This is a genomic window from Poritiphilus flavus, assembly GCF_009901585.1.
Taxonomy (GTDB): Bacteria; Bacteroidota; Bacteroidia; order Flavobacteriales; family Flavobacteriaceae; genus Poritiphilus; species Poritiphilus flavus.
On sequence record NZ_WXYO01000005.1, the window covers coordinates 525,328 to 539,045 of the forward strand.

Genomic DNA, 13,718 nt, shown 5'->3' on the forward strand with positions numbered 1-13,718 from the left:
CGCCATTCAACAGGCTTTAAGAAGTTGAATCCAGAATGGCGCATTGCACTTAACCTATAACAGCAAATAGTAGTTAAAAATGAATTGGAAGAATGTTTTAATCGCTGGAGCTCTTGCACTTTTACCAGCCTCCATGGTGGCTCAGGCCAATATCCTGAACGCTAAAAAACCGGAGGAAATCGGTGTAAAAACTGAAGAGAAAAAGATTTTGGATAATGATGCTCCACTGGAATACGGCTATGTAGACGACAGGGATATCCTTTGGTCTAAGACCGTATGGGAAGTTATCGATCTTGATGAGCGAGTGAATTTCCCACTGTACTACCCAATAGACACCGTGGATATTGGTGCAGACAGAAGATCACTGTATGATGTCTTTATTAAGAATATCAAGAACGGGAAGCTCACGGATGTTTATGTGGATTCCTACTTTACTGAAAAGAGAAACTTTGGAGACCTTGCTGCAACCTTGCAGAAGATAGATACTACTGATCTCGGTTACGAACAGATCAATGCCGGGGAACAGCTTTCCGAAGAGTTTGTTAACAGAAGAGATCTTACTGCCGCAGATATCGAAGAGTACCGTATTAAAGGGATATGGTATTTTGACAAGCGCCAGGGTGAGCTTAAATACCGTATGTTGGGTATCGCACCAGTTGCACCTGACGTAAACTTCATAGACGACGAATCTATGGATCCTGCAGACAACAAAGTGGAATTGTTCTGGGTTTGGCTGCCAAGTGCCAGGCAGATATTACACGATGCGAAGGTGTTTAACCAGCGCAATTCTGCACAACCCATTTCGTTTGATATGCTCTTGAATGCTCGCCGTTTTAACGGGGTCATCTACAGGGAAGACAACGTTCACGGAGACCGTGTAATTCAGGATTATATTGCGGACAACGCCCTGTTCCAATTACTCGAAGCGAATCGAATTAAAGAGACGATAAGAGACAGGGAACAGGATATGTGGGCCTACTAAGCATTATTTATTCCAATTCTATAATATGCGGAAAACGCCGTACCGGAAGGTGCGGCGTTTTTTTATTCCTCACCACCGCATGCCTTTTTTTACCTTTGCCCCATGTACGATTATTTGATAGTGGGTCTGGGCCTGGCAGGGGTTTCCATCTGCGAAACCCTAGAGCTTCACCAAAAGAGCTTCAAAGTGATCTCAGACGGCTCACAGAAGTCCTCTGAGGTGGCTGCCGGCTTATACAACCCCGTCATCCTAAAACGTTTTACCGGCGCCTGGGAAGGCCCCAGACAATTGGAGCTTGCCAAACCTTTCTATCGGAATATAGAGCGTAAGCTGGGTATTAAACTGGATCATGAATTGGCCATTCTGCGCAGATTCGCCTCAGTTGAAGAGCAGAATCTCTGGTTTGAGGCCGCAGACCGTCCGGGACTCAAGCCTTATATGTCCACCGAGATCATCCCGAATTCCAATCCTCATATCGATGCGCCATTCGGGTTTGGAAAACTATTACATACCGGCAGGGTAGACACTGCTTTATTACTCAGATCCTACACATACTACCTGGAATCACAGTACAAGCTATTCAAGGACACCTTTGACTTCACCCAACTGCAAATTGATAAGGACTCCGTGACCTACAAAAAGGTCGTGGCCAAAAAGCTGATCTTAGCCATGGGCTACGGATTAAAAAGCGATCCGTTCTTTAACTACTTACCTCTGAATGGCACCAAGGGTGAACTACTGACCATTGAGGCGCCGGATCTTGAAATAGCTGAAATTGTCAAGTCGGGAGTGTTTTGCATTCCTCTTGGCCGGAAAATGTTCCGCATAGGGGCCACATACAAATGGAAGGACAAAACCAATACGCCTACAGAGGAAGCACGGGCAGAGTTATTAGAGAAGCTCAATACCTTCTTAAAATGCCCCTACAAAGTGATCGATCATGTGGCCGGGATCAGGCCTACGGTTACAGACCGACGCCCCCTGGTAGGCAGGCATCCAAAATTCGACAATCTTTTCATGCTGAACGGGCTGGGTTCCCGGGGGGTCCTGATAGCACCCTATGCGGCCAAACAATTGTTTGAATATATTGAAGAAGGCAAACCGCTGAATGCTGCTATGGACATCTCCCGCTTCGCATCCAGGTATCAAACCAGCTGATGCCTGTAAGTTCAATATTCAGCCTTTAACAGCCTCTTTGTCGTATTTAATGAAGAAATTGATCCAGATATTCCGGGATAACCTGATGATCACAGGCAAAAATACCACCAGGGTAGCGACGATGGAGATAAAGGTGTTGATCAGGGAGGCACCTACAATGAGGTATGAAATCACAAATGCGGCCGTGGCAAAGGCAATACCAACAGCATAACTAACATACATGGCGCCGTAAAAAAAAGAGGGTTCTATTTTGTATTTGGTGCCGCAATTGGAACAGTGTTCATGCATGTCAAACAGCTTTCCCAGTCTATAAGGATTAACGTCTTTATACATGCTTTCCTGGTGGCATTTGGGGCAACTTCCTGTTAAAATACTGTAGAGTTTGTTTCCTTTTTTTAACATTTGCAAAAGTTTCTACAAAAGTAGGATTTCAGGCGATTTTAAGTGTAACACAGATCACAAATAATGCTTAATGTTCACAATCTTTCCGTTTCTTTTGGAGGAGAAAACCTCTTCAAAGAGATCAGCTTCCGGCTAAAGCCGGGAGATCGGGTTGGCCTGATCGGTAAAAACGGGGCGGGGAAGTCTACCTTGCTCAACCTGCTTTCAAGGAATATTGCTCCGGAATCCGGTACTATCGCTCAGGAAAAAGGAGTCCGGATCGGTTTCCTCAGACAGGATATTGAGTTTGAGAAAGGGCGGACAGTGCTGGAAGAGGCTTATCAGGCCTTTGAGGAACTCAAAACACTGGAAGCCGAACTGGATCGCATCAACGAGGCCCTGGGCAGCAGAACGGATTATGAAAGCGAAGAGTACAACCAGCTGATCATCGACCTGAACGATATCACAGCCCGCTACGAAATTCTCGGCGGATACAATTATGAGGGAGATACGGAAAAGGTGCTTCTCGGACTTGGGTTTAAACGGGATGAATTCGACAAAAAGACGGAAACCTTCTCCGGAGGCTGGCGCATGAGAATAGAACTGGCCAAGTTGTTGCTTCAGAACAACGATATTCTCCTTCTGGATGAGCCTACAAACCACCTGGACATAGAATCCATTATCTGGCTGGAGCAATTCCTCAAAAATTTTGCCGGGGCTGTGGTGATCGTATCCCACGATAAAATGTTCCTGGACCAGGTAACCAATCGCACCATTGAGATCTCTCTGGGGCGTATCTACGACTACAACAAACCATATTCAAAATACCTGATCCAGCGGCAGGAGATCAGGGAACAACAGCTGAGCGCCAAAAAGAACCAGGACCGTGAGATCCAGCAGGCAGAACGGCTGATCGAGAAGTTCAGGGCAAAATCGAGCAAAGCCTCCATGGCACAGTCCCTGATCAAGAAACTGGATCGTATGGAACGCATAGAGGTAGATGGAGAAGACCACAGCGTGATGAACCTCCGCTTTGAAGTCGCTGTTAACCCCGGCAAAGTCATAGCCGAGATGGAAGGCCTGGGCAAGTCTTACGGACCCAAGGAGGTTTTAAAGGACATCGATCTGCTTTTGGAACGCGACAGCAAAACCGCTTTTGTCGGCCAGAATGGACAGGGGAAGACCACCCTGGCGAAAATACTTGTGGGCGAGCTGGAATACCAGGGGCAGCTTAAGTTAGGGCACAATGTGCAGATAGGGTACTTTGCCCAGGACCAGGCCGAATACCTGGACGGCAGCAAGACCGTTCTCGATACGATGACGGATGCCGCGAATGAAAAAAACCGCAGTAGGGTAAGGGATATTCTGGGTTCGTTCCTTTTTAGTGGAGATGATGTTGACAAATATGTAAAGGTGCTCAGCGGGGGTGAACGCAACAGGCTCGCCCTGGCGAAGTTGCTTTTACAACCCCTGAACGTCCTGGTTATGGACGAACCTACGAATCACCTGGATATCCAATCCAAACAGGTGCTTAAAAAAGCATTGCAAAAGTTCAACGGGACCTTAATATTGGTATCTCACGATCGTGACTTCCTTCAGGGACTCACCAACAAGGTCTACGAATTCAAGGACAGGAAAATTAAGGAGTACCTCGGAGACATCAACTACTATCTGGAACAACGGAAAGTAGATGATTTCAGGGCTATAGAAAGGACAAAGAGGGAAAAGGTTAACATTAAGCCAGATAAAAAAAAGGAATCAAGCTACGAGGATCAGAAAAAGCTAAAATCCCTGAAGAATAAATTGAGCGGTATTGAAAGCAAGATCTCTGACCTTGAAAAGGAGATCGCCGGCATTGATCATGATTTACAAATGAATTATGATGAAACCATTGCACAGGATGGATTTTTTGACAAATACCACCTCAAAAAAGCAGAACTGGAACAGCTGATGTCTGACTGGGAAAAGCTCACCTTAGAGCTCGAAAACAGGGGGTAAAGCGAGGATTTAGTGTTAGTCAAAATTTTTTCACAACAGATAAACGGACTTTCACAACAAAAATGAACACTTCATCGATAAAATAGGCATTTTATCCATAAATGCCGTTATTTTTGTAGGGTAATTCTTTAAAGAGTTATAAGTTTAATTCCAAATCGGTTGAGTAGTCCCTAAATCAGCACTATGAAAAATCTACTTCTAACGCTTACGATCTTGTTGGGAAGTGTCCAACTTATACTGGCTGAGGTTTCCGATGGAGAGCGACAGGCGCTTATGGAGATCTATGAAAGCACCAACGGGCCGAAATGGCATAAGACCTGGGATTTAAAGCAGCCGGTCTCAGACTGGCATGGGGTACATGTGGTAAACAACCGGGTTATAGGATTAAATCTCTTCAGGAATAACCTCAAAGGCAGCCTGCCCGAAAGCCTGGGCAACCTCAAGTACCTGAGAAGTCTGAACCTGGCGTTTAACAGCATAGATGGGGAATTACCCAAAAGCCTGGTTAACCTGGTACAACTGCGTTCTCTAAGGCTGGAAATGAATCTACTCGGGGGTTCCATCCCCAGCGATATTGGCAAGTTGAGTAACCTTATAGAGTTTACCGCCTTCAACAACTTTTTTGTCGGCCGTATCCCGGAAAGCATAGGAGACCTTGGTAATCTGAAAAAGCTCAATCTATCTAGCAATAAGATATTCGGAAGAATTCCCAACAGCATAGGAAAACTTACAAAACTCAAGAGTTTGGGACTCTTTCAAAACACTTTGTATGGCGAGATACCGGCAGAAATGGGGCAAATGGCTATGCTGGAAGAGCTGGTGTTGTCTAACAACCAGCTCGACGGCGCCATACCAAAGGAATTTGGAGAACTGGCAAGCCTGAAGGTACTGCAGATCCAAAACAACAAATTCAGTTCGTACAAAAACCTGGAACAAATAAACACAAGGAACTTCCTGGTCTTCGATTACGACAAGGAAGACGCTAAAAAGGATTTCAAGGATATCAATTTTTCCAGGACAAGGATGGCTGATACCAAGTTCGAAGACGATGTTGATGACAACGAGTAGTCAATTTTATATTTAGTTAGTTTGGATAAAGGGATGCGAAAGCGTCCCTTTTTCAATGGCAAACTCCCAAATTTTTAAGAGATATTTAACATTAGTTGCATGTGCAACTAATCAATTTTTATTTAGTTTCGCCCAATGCATGATGAACAGCATAAGCTTGATTTTGAAAGTTCGCTGGGTCCTTGGTTGGGGAAGACCACTAAGATAATGGACTATTACCTTCACGAAGCGCTTCAAAAACAAGGACTGGATCTGACGAAAGAACAAATGATCGTCTTAAAAAAACTCCATGACAATGACGGTCTTAATCAGAATGAGCTTGCTTTTCTGACATTCAGGGATAAGTCTTCCCTTGCCCGCCTTCTATCAAAGATGGAAAGGAAAGACTACATACTGCGCAAACAATCAGCCGAAGATAAACGCAATAACGAAGTTTTTCTCACCCCTGAAGGGCGGGAGGTATTCAAAAGGACAAAGCCAGTGATGAAATCACTTATGCGAACCATGGAGAAAGACATTACGTCAGAGGAGAAAAAAAGAGTAATAGAGATCCTGAAAAGGGTACAGCATAATTTTACAGCAGAGACAGCTACTTTATAATACGTTTTATGAGAAAAATAGCCTTATCCATTCTGGGCATTGTGATTATCCTCGCCTCCGTTTACGCGGCCAGGCTAATAGTAAATAGCAGGGATACCGCAAGGCCCCGTCCGGGAAAAGTTATTAAAACCGTATTTGTAGATACGGTAAAGAATTCTGAGGTTCCTATAATTGTCCCGGCCAATGGCAATTTGGTGGCCAAACAGCGCCTGGAACTTTATTCTGAAGTGCAGGGGGTTTTCCGCAAGGGCAGGAGGCTTTTTAAGGCAGGGCAACCCTATAGGGCCGGAGAGACCATTATTCGTATGGATGCTTCGGAATACTATGCCAGTGTGCAGTCCTCCAAGAGCAACCTGTATAATCTGATTACTTCCATCATGCCGGATCTTAGAATGGACTATAAGGAAGTATACGGCAAATGGCAGGATTACCTCAGCAGCTTTGATATTGATAAAACTACCCCACCCCTTCCGGAAATGAGTACGGATAAGGAAAAGTATTTTATCTCGGGCCGCGGGATACTGACCAATTATTACAACCTCAAAAATATGGAACAGCGCCTGGCTAAATACAGTATCAGGGCGCCGTTTGACGGGGTGCTTACGGAAGCTTTGGTGACGGAAGGGACGTTGATCAGGGCCGGTCAGAAACTTGGGGAATTTATAGATACCGGGGTCTATGAACTGGAAGTTGCAGTTAGCAAAAGTTATAGCGATCTGCTAAAAGTCGGAGAGACCGTGGAACTGATAAATCTCGAAAAAACCAAGGCTTATCAGGGCACCGTCAGCCGGATTAACGGAAGAGTAGATCAGGCCACTCAGACCATAACGGCCTTTATTGAGGTAAGACACGAAGATCTGAAGGAGGGGATGTACCTGGAGGCCAAACTCAATGCCAAATCTGAAAAGGAGGCTATTGAGATAGATCGGAATCTGCTGCTCGAAAACGACCAGATCTTTGTCGTAAGAGACTCTATCCTGGATCTTATCCCGGTGAAACCGGTGTATTTTTCAGAAAAGAAAGTGGTTCTGAAAGAAGTTCCCGATGGAACAACTATAGTTTCAAAACCGGTGGTTGGTGCCTATGCAGGAATGCTGGTACGGGTATTCAATGAATCTCAAAGCCTAAGGTGATCCTAAATTTTTCCATGCCATGAGAAAAGTAATCGCATATTTCATTAGGTACCATGTCGCTGTAGACGTCATAATCATCGCCTTTTTTATCTTTGGCATCTTTGGAGCCAAATCACTGAAATCTTCCTTTTTCCCACTTACGGACTCCAAAAATATCCTGATCACTATCGCCTATCCCGGGGCCTCTCCCCAGGAGGTGGAAGAGGGAATCGTACTGAAAATAGAAGACAACCTCAAAGGACTGGAAGGTGTAGACAGGGTTACCTCTACCTCCAGAGAAAACAGCGGTTCCATTAACGTGGAAATTGAGAAGGGCAGGGATATTGATTTTATGCTGCTGGAAGTAAAGAATGCGGTAGACCGTGTACCTACTTTCCCGGCGGGTATGGAACCCCTAATCGTTTCTAAACTTGAAGCGATAAGGCAAACGATCAGTTTTGCGATCAGCGGAGAGAACATACCTCTGGTTACCCTAAAACAAATCGCCAGGCAAATTGAGAACGAACTTAGGGCCATAGATGGGATCTCACAGATCAGTATTACCGGCTATCCGGAGGAAGAGATCGAAATTGCTGTTAATGAGGACAAATTATTGGCCTATAATATGTCTTTTAACCAGGTTGCTCTGGCCATTGGCAATGCCAACATTCTGGTTACAGGGGGTAATATCAAGACCAGCGCGGAAGAATACCTGATCAGGGCAAACAATCGCTCCTATTACGGCGATGAGTTGTCTAACCTCATTATTCGAGCTGATGCCAGTGGGAAGGCGGTACGCCTCAAGGATGTGGCTGAAGTGCGTGACCGCTTTTCGGAATCCCCTAACAGCTCTTTTTTCAACGGGGAGCTGTCCGTCAATACCACCATTACCAGCACAAATACCGAAGATCTTATTTCGTCCGCGGAGAAGGTCCGGGAATATACAGAAGAGTTCAACCAGAAATACAACAATGTTCAGCTAAGCGTGGTACGGGACCTTTCCACGGTTTTAACCCAGAGAACACAACTGCTTACGGAAAATGCCATTATGGGGATGATATTGGTACTTATCTTCCTCTCACTTTTCCTGAATACACGGCTGGCCTTTTGGGTAGCCTTTGGCTTGCCTATTTCCTTTCTGGGGATGTTTGTTTTCGCTCCCTTTTTCGGGGTTACCATTAATGTGCTTTCCCTTTTCGGAATGATCATTGTAATTGGGATCCTGGTGGATGATGGGATCGTTATTGCGGAAAACATATACCAGCATTATGAAAAGGGCAAGACGCCTATCAAGGCGGCGATTGATGGTACCATGGAGGTAATACCACCGATTGTATCTGCCATTATTACCACCGTGCTCGCTTTTTCTATCTTTCTATTCCTGGATGGCCGGATCGGGGATTTCTTTGGAGAGGTTTCGGTGATCGTACTGCTTACGCTTATTATTTCACTGGTAGAAGCCCTGATCATTTTACCTGCCCACCTGGCACATTCCAAGGCCTTGAGTCCCAATAAGGACAAAGGACCAAAAACAGGTATTGCCTTAGTCTTCGCCAAACTAAGAGGGTTCAACAGAACAGGAGACCGTATTATGGCCTGGATGAGGGACAATATGTACAGTCCTGCCCTTCGTTTCTCGCTGAAATACAAATTGCTCACATTCGCTTTTTTCGCGATGGCGCTGATTCTCACCCTGGGTTCTATAGGCGGGGGTATTATTCGCACTTCCTTCTTTCCTCGTATAGCCAGCGACCAGGTTAGGGTAGAACTATTAATGCCTAATGGTACCAACGAACGGGTTACGGATTCCATCATAAGTTTGATTGAAGAAAATGCCGAGATCGTTAACCAGGAACTTACCGAAAAGTATCTGGCAGGAACGGATAAAGTACTGTTTGAGAATGTGATCAAGAATCTGGGACCGGGTTCTTCGGCCGCTACTCTTGTTATAAACCTGTTACCAGGGGAAGAAAGACCGGATGCTGTACGCGCCGATGTGGTCACAGGCAGGCTTAGGGAATTGGTAGGTCCGGTAATTGGAGTAGAAAGTCTTATCTACGGTTCCGGAGGGAATTTTGGAGGAGATCCGGTTTCCGTCGCCCTGCTCGGCACCAATATACAAGAGCTCAAAGCAGCAAAGCAGGAGTTGAAGACGGCCATGATAAACAATGATCTGCTAAAGGATGTTGCAGATAACGATCCCGCAGGGATTAAAGAAATAAGGCTGGAATTAAAGGAGAATGCCTATCTGTTGGGCCTGGATCTGAGAACGGTAATGAACCAGGTAAGAGCCGGCTTCTTTGGAGCACAGGCACAGCGTTTTCAACGCGGGCAGGATGAGATCCGGGTTTGGGTTCGCTATGACAGGGAAAACCGCTCATCCATTACGGATTTGGATGAAATGCGGATCGCTACTCCGAACGGGGGGCGGGTACCGCTTAAGGAGATAGCTTCTTACAGTATTGAACGAGGCGATGTGGCCATAAACCATCTGGACGGTAGAAGGGAGATACGCTTGTCTTCGGACCTCAAAGATCCCAATACCACAAGCGGTACGGATATCATGAACTGGATAAAGAACGATGTTATGCCGGATATCCAGGCCAAATACCCTACTATAACCCCCTCTTATGAAGGCCAGAACAGGGAAGCGAATAAATTGTTGGACTCCCTCAATGTGGTTGGGTTTTCAGTTTTATTGCTGATCTACATTACCATCGCTTTTACTTTTAGGAGTTTCAGTCAGCCTTTGCTGCTGCTTTTGCTGGTCCCCTTTAGCCTTACGGCTGTTGCCTGGGGGCACTGGATACACGGTTTTCCGATAAATATCCTGTCCATGCTGGGTATTATTGCACTGATCGGAATTATGGTTAACGATGGCCTGGTACTGATCAGTAAATTCAACGGGAACCTGAGGAATGGAATGAAGTTCGATGATGCGATCTATGAAGCGGGCCGCTCCAGGTTCAGGGCCATATTCTTGACCTCCGTGACCACGATTGCAGGTTTGGCCCCCTTACTCCTGGAGAAAAGCCGGCAGGCGCAGTTTCTGAAGCCAATGGCCATTGCAATTGCCTATGGTATTGGCTTTGCCACACTGCTCACCCTGATCATGGTACCCTTGTTCCTGTCTTTCAGCAACAAGGTGAAAGTAGGAACAAAATGGTTGAAAACCGGAAATACCATAACGAAGGAAGAAGTGGAAAGAGCCATAAAAGAACAGGCTGAAGAACGGCATCTTCAGGGACAATTAGAGGACAAACAAACGGTTATAGAAGAACAATTGGAAGGCCCGCTTAAACAATTGGAAGAAACTGAGGAGGCCCTTCAAGTAAAGGAATAATGAGAAAAACATTTTTACTGATCATCGCTGTTTTGATAGTGTCGACAGGGATGAAGGCCCAGGAAGAACTTCTCTCAAAAGAGGTTGCGGTTGAATTAGCGCTGGAAAACAATTTTGGTATCGCGGTTGCCAGGAATCAGGTTGAGATAGCGGAGAATAACAAGAGTATTCTGAATTCGGGTTATTTGCCAACAGTTACGGCAAATGCCGGGGCGACATACAACCGGGATGATTCTGTTATTGAATTTCCGGGTCAATTTCTGGAAAATGGGGATCCCAGACCGGATATCGTCCTCGATAAGGCCGAAGCACAGCGATACAACTCCGGGCTTACGGTCAACTATACGCTTTTTGATGGTCTTGGCCGACTGTATAACTACAAAAGCCTCAGGGAGCAATATGAACTCAGTGAACTGCAGGCCAGAGAGACCATAGAGAATACTGTACTTCAGTTGTTTACCGTATACTTTGAGGTTGCGCGCCTGTCGGAAAACGAAAACGTTTTTAAAGAAGCGCTCAGGATCTCCAGGGACCGGATCACCAGGGCAGAGTACGCCTTTGAGTACGGACAAAATACCAAGCTGGACATTCTGAATGCCCAGGTAGATGTTACGAATGACAGTATTAGTCTGCTCAATGCCCGTCAACAACTGGTCAATACCAAACGCGATTTGAATGTAGTCTTAAGCCGTAGCCTGAACGAGGTCTTTAAAGTGGACACCGTAGTCCGGTTTATCCCTAAGCTACAGCTCGAAGATTTTATCGCTACCGCAAAGGAGAACAATGTAGCACTTCTTCAACAGAAAAGTAATACCGCTATAAATGAATACGATATCAAGATCAGCCGATCAGGGTATTTGCCTACTGTAGGCTTAAATGGCTCCTACGGATGGAACCTGAACCAGAGCGCGGCCTCCGCCTTTTTTCCAGGCACCAATAATGAGACCTGGAACTTTGCCCTTGGCGCAAGCCTAACCTGGAACCTGTTTGACGGTGGAGGGACCACCGTACGCTTGAAAAATGCCAAACTTGCTTACAAGAACCAGGAAATACTGAATGAGCAGGTGGAATTGGAGGTAGACAGGGACATCCTGAATGCGCTGGCTATCTATGAGAACCGCCTGGAGATCTTTAAGATCCAGCAACAGAACGTCATCACTAACCAGAATAATTTTGAGCGTTCTCAGGAACAGTTTGAACTTGGAAGAATTACTTCCATAGAGTTCCGTCAGGCACAAATTAATCTGCTGAATGCACAAACCAACAAAAACCTGGCAAAGTACGACGCCAAGTTGGCAGAATTACAGTTATTACAGCTAACGGGTCAATTACTCAATATTCCGTTCTAAGATTGCGGGCAGGCTAAGTACTGCAGTGGTAGTTATTTCTGATATTCCTTGTTTTCGTAGAGATAGATCGTCCAGTAGGAGTCCGGATGCTCGAATACCTTGAGTAGTTTTACTTCCCTATTGTTTTCTGGATCAACCTCGGCACTGGAGAGCAGGTACTTGCCACCCATTTCTGCCAGGGCCTTATAATCGTATTCCAGGTTTCGGATCTTCCGGGGAGTCGGGTTTAAATGGTCCCTTCTCAACGTTTGATTGAAGGCGTAACATCGGGATCCCCAATGGTCAAAATAATAGGTGAGGTAGGTATCCTTCGCAAGTTCTTTCGCGATTATTCTACGGAAATCATTTTTGTATTCAAGCGGGTAATTCGGGAAATAGCCATCCAGGGTGTAAAAGCCGTTGTAATGTGAGATTGAAGGATGTATCCCCACACTGATCACCCGGTAATCCTCGGCTGCTTCCGGAATGAATTCCCTGACCTCCTGAAAAAGGGATTCCGCAAAAAACTGTTTAAAGGAAGGCTGTCCGGATTCGGTCCGGATCTCGTGTTTGTCAACAATGAATAAAAATTGGAATCCCAGTATGGCGATGATCAGTACTTTCCCTAGGCGTTGCCAGCGTACTATGACCGATAGGGCAAGAGCGAGTAAGATATACCAGGCCATGGGATGCAGGAAATGGAATCGCTGAAGCTGAATAGGCAGGATCTGGGCTATTTTATTGAAGAAGGAAGCGGCCAATTCCCAACGGAGTACGGCATAGAGTAATGAGGTGATTACGATAAACAGGAATAGTAACAGGTATCGCTTAAGGGGTTGTCTTTTGATAATAAGAAAGATCAGTACACCAACTATGGGAATGAGCAGATAGGTGTGGAGACTGTGGGCGTGGTACTGACCAAACCTGAAGATGGCGTCCAGTTGTTCCAGACTTTCCGAAAGCGTTCTTGTCTTGAGATCAAAAGCCGTCCTGTGGGATACGAAATCTCCTTTGAAAAAGAAGGAGTAAACCAGCGGGAAATGACTTATGGCATACATCAGACCCAAAAAAATAATCGCATACAGAAACCGGAAGTTGATCTTCCGTTGCCGGATCAGGTCGTAAACCAAAATGAAAGCCAGAACAAGCAGCAAAAAAAGTCCGGAGAGTATCAGTGAAGAATAAAAAGCGAACAAAAATAGTATCACCCAGTTTACCGCACTGCGTTCTCCCTGTCTAATCTCCATAAAGGCGTAGCAAGCCAGGGGGATGCCACTCACACTCAGGGTAAAAGACCAAAAAGGTAATATGGAAAAAAGGACTGCAGTACCCCAGGGGATCAGTTCGGGGGTATTTTCCGGGAGCAGATGTTTTTTAAGCAGCAAAAACATACCAAAGAAGCCCACCACACTCATCACTATCTTATTTACCACCAGGCCGCCGTACATCCCGAAGAGTGCGAACCAGAGCAGCCCCAGATCGTAACTTCCATAAAAAGCAAATTTGGGGAGGCCGTTTAAGACCTGTAGCACCGGCTCATTCGGAGATGAGAACAACATCCCGCTATCCAACAGCACCTTGACCCAGGCAAAAGTAGAGTCCAGGTTGTCGTGTATGGTAATCGGGGCATTATCCCAGTAGATCAAATAGGGAAGGTGATACAGGAAAATAACACCCAGGGCTATGCCGTATTTTACAGTTGCTTTATTAAAGAAAGTGCTCATACGGCTGCTCATCTATTCAAATTT

At 45.6% G+C, this 13,718-nt stretch carries 10 protein-coding genes; 8 read left to right on the plus strand and 2 right to left on the minus strand.

Annotation, left to right across the window (positions count from 1 at the left end; genetic code table 11):
* Positions 1–79: 79 nt before the first annotated feature.
* Both porN and GTQ38_RS12600 read left to right on the plus strand, forming a co-directional pair.
* Positions 80–982, plus strand: a complete 903-nt coding sequence (gene porN / locus GTQ38_RS12595; protein ID WP_161435875.1) for a type IX secretion system ring subunit PorN/GldN — start codon at positions 80–82, stop codon at positions 980–982.
* A gap of 102 nt (positions 983–1,084) precedes the next feature.
* The gene (locus GTQ38_RS12600; protein ID WP_161435876.1) at positions 1,085–2,140 is read left to right on the plus strand and encodes an NAD(P)/FAD-dependent oxidoreductase; all 1,056 of its coding nucleotides are present in this window, start codon (positions 1,085–1,087) and stop codon (positions 2,138–2,140) included.
* 18 nt (positions 2,141–2,158) lie between these two features.
* Here GTQ38_RS12600 and GTQ38_RS12605 read toward each other — a convergent pair whose 3' ends face one another.
* Positions 2,159–2,542: a DUF983 domain-containing protein gene (locus tag GTQ38_RS12605; protein WP_161435877.1), complete on the minus strand. Its 384-nt coding sequence runs from the start codon at positions 2,540–2,542 to the stop codon at positions 2,159–2,161.
* A 63-nt stretch (positions 2,543–2,605) separates the two neighbouring features.
* Here GTQ38_RS12605 and GTQ38_RS12610 point away from each other — a divergent pair, with 63 nt between their 5' ends.
* The 6 genes from GTQ38_RS12610 (at position 2,606) to GTQ38_RS12635 (ending at position 11,991) form a co-directional block, all read left to right on the plus strand.
* Entirely contained in the window at positions 2,606–4,519 is a 1,914-nt protein-coding gene (locus tag GTQ38_RS12610; RefSeq protein ID WP_161435878.1) for an ABC-F family ATP-binding cassette domain-containing protein, read from the plus strand.
* Positions 4,520–4,702: 183 nt separating this feature from the next.
* Positions 4,703–5,587, plus strand: a complete 885-nt coding sequence (locus GTQ38_RS12615) for a leucine-rich repeat domain-containing protein (protein ID WP_161435879.1) — start codon at positions 4,703–4,705, stop codon at positions 5,585–5,587.
* A gap of 207 nt (positions 5,588–5,794) precedes the next feature.
* A complete protein-coding gene (locus GTQ38_RS12620; protein ID WP_238857915.1) occupies positions 5,795–6,187 on the plus strand; it encodes a MarR family winged helix-turn-helix transcriptional regulator in 393 nt (130 codons plus the stop codon).
* Positions 6,188–6,195: 8 nt separating this feature from the next.
* A complete protein-coding gene (locus tag GTQ38_RS12625; RefSeq protein ID WP_161435881.1) occupies positions 6,196–7,320 on the plus strand; it encodes an efflux RND transporter periplasmic adaptor subunit in 1,125 nt (374 codons plus the stop codon).
* A 19-nt stretch (positions 7,321–7,339) separates the two neighbouring features.
* Positions 7,340–10,642 carry an efflux RND transporter permease subunit gene (locus tag GTQ38_RS12630; RefSeq protein WP_161435882.1) on the plus strand — a complete coding sequence of 1,101 codons (3,303 nt, stop codon included), beginning with the start codon at positions 7,340–7,342 and terminating at the stop codon, positions 10,640–10,642.
* Positions 10,642–11,991 (plus strand): TolC family protein, encoded by a 1,350-nt coding sequence (locus GTQ38_RS12635; RefSeq protein ID WP_161435883.1) that lies wholly within the window; start codon positions 10,642–10,644, stop codon positions 11,989–11,991. The genes GTQ38_RS12630 and GTQ38_RS12635 overlap by 1 nt, the downstream gene beginning before the upstream one ends.
* Positions 11,992–12,023: 32 nt before the next feature.
* Here the strand turns inward: GTQ38_RS12635 and GTQ38_RS12640 are convergent, their stop codons facing one another.
* Positions 12,024–13,706 (minus strand): DUF6044 family protein, encoded by a 1,683-nt coding sequence (locus GTQ38_RS12640; protein WP_161435884.1) that lies wholly within the window; start codon positions 13,704–13,706, stop codon positions 12,024–12,026.
* Between the last annotated feature and the right edge of the window lie 12 nt (positions 13,707–13,718).